The organism is Erysipelatoclostridium sp. MSK.7.34, assembly GCF_019041935.1.
In the GTDB taxonomy this organism is placed as follows: Bacteria; Bacillota_I; Bacilli_A; order Erysipelotrichales; family Coprobacillaceae; genus Thomasclavelia; species Thomasclavelia ramosa.
In genome coordinates this window covers 1-9,083 of the sequence record NZ_JAHPYJ010000046.1, presented here as the reverse complement: position 1 = coordinate 9,083, position 9,083 = coordinate 1, and the positions used below count along the sequence as shown (strand labels likewise).

Sequence of the window (9,083 nt, the reverse complement as noted above, 5' to 3'; positions counted from 1 at the left end):
TAAAGATTCATTCTATTGGTACAAAAAAGTTATTGCCACTAATGGTGATGATTTAAGTGATTAAATAGATAGCTTGATAAGAGAAAAAGATATTTCTATTTTGAAATATCTTTTTTCATTTCTAAATAAGAAATAACATCTTCTAATGAATCATAGACATGCTCAACTTTTTTTAGATATTTTTCTTGAGGAAATTTCATATCAGGGATACAGATAACTGATATTTTTGCTTCAGATGCAGCTTGAATACCCGCTTCACTATCCTCTAATACAAGTGCTTCTTCTGGTTCAACATTTAATTTATCACAAGCTTTTAAGAAAATATCTGGAGCCGGCTTTCCATGTTCTACTTCACTACCGCATACAATACCATTGAAATATTTCATAAGATTATGTTCACCAAGTATTCTTTCGGCCCTTTCTTTACCACTGGAAGTTGCAACAATCGTTTTATAATAGTGAATATTTAAATACTTCAATAGTTGAATTAGTCCTTTTTTTAATTCTACACTGTTTTTTAGTAAGTATTGCTCTTCCAATATTTTAAATTGATTTATCTTTTCATCCGTATCAAAGTCTATATTATACTTATTTTTGATAAAGTTCATTGATGAAATAACAGATTTTCCAGGATAATCTTCTATGTATTCTTTTTTTGTAAAGTTAAAACCATAACTTTCAATAATATCTTTGTAGCATTGGAATGAGATGATTTCGGTATCAACCATCAAACCGTCCATGTCAAAGATAATTGCTTTTAGCATATTAAACCCTCCTTTACTTTATAATATAAGATTACATGATAATTCTATTTTTATAAAGGTAAAAGATGAAATATGATAAAAAATCATATTGGTTTTAAATGTTTTTATCAAATAATAGAAATTATTATATTATTTTTCTGTTTAAATTGATATCTATTATTTTGTATATTTAAAAATAAGTAATAAAAATAGTGTAGCAATTTTAAATATATGTAAAAAATTACGTTTTCTAGTGATATGGGCATTGTTTGATGAGTATAGATAGAGAAGAAATATACCTGAAAATTATAAACTGAAATAGGGTACCACATTAGGACTTATAAATGAGTTATTGAATATCTAAAGTATAGTTAGTATTTTTTATTAAGTATCTTGATGTTACAAGAAAAAAGCATTAATGAAAATTAAAAAATAGAGTCTAGAACAATGATAGTAGTCTCAAAAATGATGAGATAAAACTTTTTTAAGACCATAATAAAAAAGACTCTTTTATATTTATTCGTCTTGATAAGTGGAATTGTGGACGAGAATGAAAAATAGCGCTCTTTTTATTAAAGTTGAAGGATTGTATAAGCGTGTTAAATAGTGTTTATATTTAGAAATTAAAAAGTGTGAATTAATCACACTTTTTTAAGAACATCTTGTCTATTTACAAGCTTCCTCGATAGCTACGGCAACAGCAACTGTAGCTCCAACCATAGGGTTGTTACCCATACCGATTAATCCCATCATTTCTACGTGAGCAGGAACTGATGAAGAACCAGCGAATTGAGCATCTGAATGCATACGTCCCATAGTGTCAGTCATACCGTAAGAAGCAGGACCAGCAGCCATATTATCAGGGTGTAAAGTACGTCCAGTTCCTCCTCCAGAAGCAACTGAGAAATATTTTTTACCTTGTTCAATACATTCTTTTTTATATGTTCCAGCAACTGGATGTTGGAAACGAGTAGGGTTAGTAGAGTTACCGGTAATTGATACATCTACACCTTCTTTATGCATGATAGCAACACCTTCTCTAACGTCATCAGCACCATAGCAGTTAACTTTAGCACGAGGACCATCAGAGTAAGCTGTTGTAGATAATACTTTTACTTCACCTGTAAAATAATCGAATTGAGTTTCCACGTAAGTGAATCCGTTAATTCTTGAGATGATTTTTGCAGCATCTTTTCCTAAACCGTTTAAGATAACTCTTAATGGTTTAGTTCTAACTTTATTAGCTTTTTCAGCAATTTTGATTGCACCTTCAGCAGCAGCGAAAGATTCATGTCCAGCTAAGAAAGCAAAACATTCAGTACCTTCATCTAATAACATAGAACCTAAGTTACCATGTCCTAAACCTACTTTACGGTCATCAGCAACTGATCCTGGAATACAGAATGATTGTAAACCAACACCGATTGTTTTTGCAGCGTCTACAGCTTTAACATCTCCATTTTTGATTGCCATTGCAGCACCGACAGTGTATGCCCAACAAGCATTTTCAAAACAGATTGGTTGAGTTGATTTTACGATTTCGTAAACATCAATTCCTTTTTCATCGCAGATAGCTTTAGCTTCTTCGATTGATTTGATATCAAATTTAGCTAGTGCAGCGTTAATTTGATCAATTCTTCTTTCATAACTTTCAAATAATGCCATTTTCGTACCCTCCTATTATTCCTTTCTTGGATCGATGTACTTAGCAGCATCATCGAATCTACCATAAGTTCCAGTAGCTTCTTTCATTGCTTCATTAGCATCTTTTCCAGCTTTAACCATATCCATCATTCTACCTAAGTTAACAAATTCATAACCAATAATTTCATTATTAGCATCTAAAGCGATTCTATTAATATAACCTTCAGTTAATTCAAGATAACGAGGACCTTTAGCTTTTGTTGAATAAGAAGTACCAGTCATACTTCTTAAACCTTTTCCTAAGTCTTCTAATCCAGCTCCAACAGGTAAACCACCTTCAGAGAATGCAGATTGAGTACGTCCATAAACGATTTGTAAGAATAATTCTCTCATTGCAGTATTGATTGCATCGCAAACTAAGTCAGTATTTAAACCTTCTAATAAAGTTTTTCCTACTAATGCTTCTGAAGCCATCGCTGCAGAGTGAGTCATCCCTGAACATCCGATAGTTTCAATTAATGCTTCTTCAATGATACCTTCTTTAACGTTTAATGTTAATTTACAAGCACCTTGTTGAGGAGCACACCAACCGATACCATGAGTTAAACCAGAGATATCTTTAATTTCTTTAGAATATACCCATTTTCCTTCTTCAGGAATTGGAGCACATCCATGTGAAGCACCTTGAGCGACACTACACATTTGTTCTACTTCGTGTGAATAAATCATTTTTTCTAACTCCCTTCGTGTTTTCGATTATAAATAGCTAGTCATGCTATTTAAGGCGAACTAAAATCACCTGAGTAAAGTATAGAATAAAGCCGAGTTAAAGTCAATGAAACATCAACGATTATCAAAATAAATTCGACAAAATAATCGGTAAAAAAAGGAGTTTATGAATACCTTTTAATATAATATTATTACACTAATAAAAACATATTGAACAGGCTATGAGTATGAAAATACCCATGTTTAATCATCGTAAAGATATATAGGGATAACACTAAGATGATTTTTATTGAAATATGGGGGGAGAAATTAAACTACTCAAAGAACCTTTGACTAAAGAAAATTATTTATAATAGCAATTTTTGAAGCAATTAGCATTGTCGAAAATTCAATCTTGAATCATGAATTATTAATCTTATTAAAAAGGAATGGTGTTAAATTCATTAATATCCATTCAATTGGGTATGATCATATTAATATTAAGGCTACCAAGGTATTAGGAATTGGTATTTCAAATAATCCTTATTCAGTTAGTTCAATTGCGGACTTTATTTCTTTACATATTCCAGTCAGCGCTAAAACATATCATGCTATTAATAAGGATAATTTTTATAAAGGTGAAAGGTAGAATCATTATTATTGATACAGAATGTGATGAATTGATTAATTCAAAGAAATTGGTAGAGTGTTGCGATTAGGCAACTAATGATATGGTAGAAAACACAATCTTGCTTTTAAAAGAGATAATGTAGGATAGAATTTCAGTGTATGAAATTCAACAAAATGTTTAGAATTCATTTTGAGATGATATAATATTGATATCGAATATGCCAAAGAATTAGGAATAAAGGTTTGTAATTCTAGTTATGGACCGGAAGGAGTTGCAGATTTTACTGTTATGCTAATGCTGTTATCGTTACGTCATTATAAAAAAGCTTTGTGGTTAGGACAGGTAAATGATTATTCTTTACAAGGGCTAGAAGGGCGAGAGATGAAAGATTTAACGATAGGAATTATGGGGACCGGACGAATAGGTCAAGCAGTTTTAAAAAACTTATCCGGCTTTGGAGCTCGTTTATTAGCTTATGATATTCATCAAAATGAAACCGCTAAAATATATGCAACTTATGTCGACCTAGAGCAGTTTTATCAAGAATGTGACATTATTTCTTTGCATATGCCGTATCTTAAAAGTACGCACCATCTAATTAACGATCAAACAATAAGTAAAATGAAAGATGGAATAATCATTATTAACTGTGCTCGGGGGCAATTATGCAATACCGAGTCTTTAATCAGGGGAATCGAAAATAAGAAGATTGGGGCTTTAGGACTTGATGTGGTTGAAGGTGAAGAAGGAATTTATCATCAAGATATGCGTACTGATATAATTAAAAATAAAAATATGGCATATTTACGTCAATTTCCTAATGTTGTCATGACACAACATTTAGCTTTTTATACTGATGCAGCTGTTAGCAGTATGGTTCAATTATCACTTAATGGTCTATGGGCTTGTTATAATGATCTGGATTGGGATAATGAGTTAACAAAAGATTTGTAATCGCAGAAATTTCTGTGATTTTTTTAATGCTTTTTACTTGCACATAAGGTTAGTATGTGCTAACCTTATTGTAGTTAGGTAAAACTAACTTCGTGTGAATAAATGATTCTTTCTAACCTGGCTTAGTCACCCAGGTTAAGGAATCATGAAGGAGGAAAACAAATGAGTAAAATTAAAAGTGTATATGCCCGTGAGGTCTTGGATTCACGTGGTAATCCTACTGTAGAGGTAGAAGTAACTACAGAATGTGGAGCATTCGCTAGTGCGATAGTACCAAGTGGAGCTTCAACAGGTGTTCATGAGGCAGTTGAATTACGTGATGGTGATAAAAACCGTTATTTAGGATTAGGAACAGAAAAAGCAGTAAAAAATGTTAATGAGATTATTGCTAAAGAATTAATTGGTAAAGAAGTAACAAATCAAAGAGAAATCGATGAAACGATGATTGCTTTGGACGGAACACCAAATAAAGGTAAGTTAGGTGCAAATGCAATCTTAGGTGTATCTTTAGCTATTGCTAAATGTGCTGCGACGAGCTTAGATTTACCATTATATCGTTACATTGGAGGAGCTAATGCTTATGTATTACCTACACCAATGATGAATATCATTAATGGTGGAGCTCATGCAGATAATAATGTAGATTTTCAGGAATTTATGATTATGCCGGTTAGCGCTCCAACATTTAAAGAAGCAATCAGAATGGGTGCGGAAGTATTCCATGCTTTGAAAGCCGTTTTAAAAGGAAAAGGATTAAATACAGCAGTTGGTGATGAGGGAGGCTTTGCTCCAAATTTAGCTTCTAATGAAGATGCTATTAAAACTATTCTAGAGGCAGTAGAAAAGGCTGGCTATAAACCAGGTGAAGATATTAAATTGGCAATGGATGTTGCAAGCAGTGAGTTTTACCAAGATGGTAAATATGTATTACCAGGAGAAAATAATAAATCATTTACTTCAAAAGAATTAGTTGATTTTTATGCTGAATTATGTTCTAAATATCCAATTATCTCAATTGAAGATGGTTTAGATCAAGATGATTGGGAAGGTTGGGATTATCTAACTGAGAAGTTAGGGGACAAAGTACAGTTAGTCGGTGATGATTTCTTTGTAACTAATACTAAACGTCTTGAAGAAGGAATTAAACGCGGTGTAGCTAATTCAATCTTAATTAAAGTAAATCAAATTGGTACTTTAACAGAAACTTTAGAAGCTATTGAAATGGCCCAAAAAGCAAATTATACAGCAGTTATCTCTCATAGATCAGGAGAAACAGAAGATACAACTATTGCTGATATTGCGGTAGCAACAAATGCGGGACAAATTAAAACTGGCTCTGCATCAAGAACAGACCGAATTGCTAAATATAATCAATTAATTAGAATTGAAGATCGTCTAGGTAAACAAAGTAAATATTCTGGATTATCAGGATTTTACCAATTGAATAAATAATTTGGATAAATTTTATAAAAACTATTGCATAGTCAGTTAGTCTGTGCTAACATATAGACAGTTAGTTAAAGCTAACTAGAGAAAAGGAGAAATGTATGAAAGTAGTATTTGCATCAAGAACAGGTAATGTTCAAAGTATTGTTGATCGTTTAAGTGTCGACGCCTTAGAAATATCTTCTGGAGATGAGGCTGTTAGCGAGCCGTTTCTCTTAATCACTTATACTGATGGTTATGGTGATGTCCCTATGGAAGTTGAATCATTTTTAAATAGTAATGGTGACCATTTAAAAGGTGTTATAGTTAGTGGTGATCAAGGATACGGTGAAGCATTCTGTAAAGCTGGTGACGTTATTGCTGAACAATACAATGTTCCTTGTCTTTACAAAGTTGAGAATGATGGAACTGATGAAGATATAGAGGAAATTAAAAAAATAATTAATAATCAATAGTTAAATATTTGCTGATAGAGGTTGCTGATATATCATACCTACAACGATAAAATTTCCTAATATAATTATTAGCACTCTTTAAAAGTAAAAAATAGTAAGAAAGGTATCCGTGATAAGCTATTCACCTTTTTCTCGAAGACATAGACGGATACTTCTTACTAAATTATCCCGTCGAAAACAATAATAGATTTAACTATTTTCCAAATTCCTTAAACATAGTAGTGAATTTCCTTTATATCAGTTCATTCTCTAAACATTCGTCCATGGTATTTTGTCCTTGAAATCATGGCATATTAGAAAGTGATAGAAAATGTAATTTATAAAATATCCTTCAAGTTATAAATAATATTTTCAAATGTAACGAACTTTAAATCCACATCCAAGTAAGTGATAAATAATTTAGCCATTATAATTATCATTCTTTACATTAAGTTCGTAACTTTCAAAACCGGAAGCATTCCGGTTTTCTTTTTTTTATTTTATTGGTATAATTATATAAAACGATTGGAGGAAGAGTAGATGATGCACGAATCTGGTGAAATGTATTTGGAAACAATTTTATTATTAAAAAAACAAAACGGTAATGTCCGTTCAATTGATATTGCTCGAGAGTTGGGATTTAGTAAACCAAGTGTTAGTCGTGGTGTAGGCATTCTAAAGAATGACGGATATATTATTGTTGATAGTAAAGGATATATTGAACTAACTGAAAAAGGAACGGAAAAGGCTACTGCTGTTTATGAAAAACATGAATGTCTTACAGAATTTTTAATGCATACTGCAAAGGTTTCTAAAGAAGTAGCTGAGGATGATGCTTGTAAGATTGAACATATTATAAGTGATGAAGTATTTGAAGGAATTAAAAAGTTTTTAAACAAGTAATTGAACGTAAGATGCAAGAAGGCTTCTTACGTTTTCTTGGTTTTTTAAGATTTTTATATTTTATAACAGGGAGAGGTTGTTATGAAAACAAATGAACTTGAAAAATTATTGGGGACTACAAAGGATACCTTACGTTATTATGAAAAGGAGGAATTAATTTCGCCATCACGTGATGATAATGGTTATCGTAATTATAGTTATGAAGATATTCGAATAATAAAAAATATTATTATGTTGCGCTCTTTTGATCTTTCAATTAAAGACATCAGACGTATATTTAACAATGAAATTTCTTTAAATACATGTTTGAATCAGAAAAAAGAATATTTATTAAAAGAGATAGGTAAAAAGCAGAGAATCATTGATTTAATTGAAAAAAACTTATCACGCAAGAAAGCTTTTTAGGTTATTTAAAAATTCCAGTAGACATTGAAAATAAAGTACACGTTCTTTTCTCAAATGAAGAAATAATGATTAGGGAGAACATAAGAAAGGATTGTCAAATATAATTATCAGGATATCAAAAGAGTGGTTTTTTCGATATGTTCCAGAACTTATATTCCGGCGTTAGCTGGCGATCATGGGTATTTGCTATTTGCAATGTGGTCACATATTGGATTATTATCACGGTATTTATATAGATTTGGATATATATGCTGAATATAGTTGTCATTTATTTGAGAGTATTTCTCTAGATAATATTCATGAAATCTTTGCTATTTTAAAAGATAAGGATATCATAATCGAAGATCCGCTCAATTTGAACGGTATTTTTACCCAATATCAAAATTTGTCTGAGCTTGAAAAATATTTTGATAATAATATGTCTAAATAGCAAAAAAATATGGCTTGGATAACCCTTGAGGTAGCGAAATTTCTCAACAGATTGATAAGCTTCATACTTATATAAATAATACTGAAAAAGGGAGAAGAGGAAATAAATTATTTAATTTTAAATTATATATGTCTTTTTGACTATCTTTTTATATCTTCTTAAATGTCCGTAAAGCCTTATTTTATCGGCTCTACGGGCATTTTGCTTTTGTTGTAAACCTCACATATCTAGGTCTATCTTCTTATATTTTCGCTATCAAGCGTGGTTAAAATCGTGGTAAATACTTCTATGCGATTAGACGCTGAACCTCTGATTTTGCAGTATCTATGGACGCATGAGCATACCAGTTCATTGTGATACTGATATTTGAATGTCCCATGATATACTGTAAATCTTTTGGGTTCATGTTCTTGCTTGCCAGCCTTGTGCAGAACGTATGGCGTAGTGTATGCGGTGTGATATGTGGCAAGGGATTGTCCTTATGGTGCTTGTTGTATTTCTCTACCATACGGACAAAAAGCATATTGTAATCAATCGCAACTTTGGGCTTGCCTTTATGATTTACAAATAGAAAGTTGCCCCGTCCGTCTATCACAAATGGTTCTGCCTTTGGGCGTTTCTTCATAACCCGTTGAAATGCTTGTATCGTTTCTCTGCTTAATGGCACTTGCCTTGCTCCGCTTTTTGTCTTAGGCGTTTCAATATAGTAGCCCTGTTCCTTGCTCTTTAATAACTGGTGGTCGATAATCACAACTTCATTCTTGAAATCAATATCGGCTACTGTC

The 9,083-nt window shown here is 31.9% G+C and carries 11 protein-coding genes; 7 read left to right on the top strand and 4 right to left on the bottom strand.

The window, feature by feature from the left end:
• Positions 1–95: 95 nt before the first annotated feature.
• The 3 genes from KTF99_RS16400 to KTF99_RS16390 form a co-directional block, all read right to left on the bottom strand.
• On the bottom strand, positions 96–764 hold the full coding sequence (locus KTF99_RS16400; RefSeq protein ID WP_003537575.1) for an HAD family hydrolase: 669 nt from the start codon (positions 762–764) through the stop codon (positions 96–98).
• Between the two features lie 645 nt (positions 765–1,409).
• Complete coding sequence (locus tag KTF99_RS16395) at positions 1,410–2,408, bottom strand: GGGtGRT protein (RefSeq protein WP_003537576.1); 999 nt, start codon at positions 2,406–2,408, stop codon at positions 1,410–1,412.
• Positions 2,409–2,423: 15 nt separating this feature from the next.
• The gene (locus KTF99_RS16390) at positions 2,424–3,116 is read right to left on the bottom strand and encodes an iron-sulfur cluster assembly scaffold protein (RefSeq protein ID WP_003537578.1); all 693 of its coding nucleotides are present in this window, start codon (positions 3,114–3,116) and stop codon (positions 2,424–2,426) included.
• A 349-nt stretch (positions 3,117–3,465) separates the two neighbouring features.
• Between KTF99_RS16390 and KTF99_RS16385 the strand changes: the two genes are divergently transcribed.
• The 7 genes from KTF99_RS16385 (at position 3,466) to KTF99_RS16355 (ending at position 8,298) form a co-directional block, all read left to right on the top strand.
• A complete protein-coding gene (locus KTF99_RS16385; RefSeq protein WP_308214325.1) occupies positions 3,466–3,744 on the top strand; it encodes a hypothetical protein in 279 nt (92 codons plus the stop codon).
• 186 nt (positions 3,745–3,930) lie between these two features.
• Entirely contained in the window at positions 3,931–4,680 is a 750-nt protein-coding gene (locus tag KTF99_RS16380; protein WP_308214324.1) for an NAD(P)-dependent oxidoreductase, read from the top strand.
• Between the two features lie 162 nt (positions 4,681–4,842).
• Positions 4,843–6,132, top strand: coding sequence for a phosphopyruvate hydratase (gene eno / locus KTF99_RS16375; protein WP_003537581.1), 1,290 nt, complete (start codon positions 4,843–4,845; stop codon positions 6,130–6,132).
• A 95-nt stretch (positions 6,133–6,227) separates the two neighbouring features.
• Positions 6,228–6,581 (top strand): class Ib ribonucleoside-diphosphate reductase assembly flavoprotein NrdI, encoded by a 354-nt coding sequence (gene nrdI, locus KTF99_RS16370; RefSeq protein WP_003537582.1) that lies wholly within the window; start codon positions 6,228–6,230, stop codon positions 6,579–6,581.
• A 519-nt stretch (positions 6,582–7,100) separates the two neighbouring features.
• Positions 7,101–7,463 (top strand): metal-dependent transcriptional regulator, encoded by a 363-nt coding sequence (locus KTF99_RS16365; RefSeq protein WP_003537583.1) that lies wholly within the window; start codon positions 7,101–7,103, stop codon positions 7,461–7,463.
• Positions 7,464–7,544: 81 nt separating this feature from the next.
• Positions 7,545–7,868, top strand: a complete 324-nt coding sequence (locus KTF99_RS16360) for a MerR family transcriptional regulator (protein WP_029480148.1) — start codon at positions 7,545–7,547, stop codon at positions 7,866–7,868.
• Between the two features lie 208 nt (positions 7,869–8,076).
• A complete protein-coding gene (locus tag KTF99_RS16355; protein WP_224209004.1) occupies positions 8,077–8,298 on the top strand; it encodes a hypothetical protein in 222 nt (73 codons plus the stop codon).
• A 286-nt stretch (positions 8,299–8,584) separates the two neighbouring features.
• Here KTF99_RS16355 and KTF99_RS16350 read toward each other — a convergent pair.
• A partial coding sequence (locus KTF99_RS16350) for a site-specific integrase (RefSeq protein ID WP_217215657.1) occupies positions 8,585–9,083 on the bottom strand: 499 nt, incomplete at its 5' end.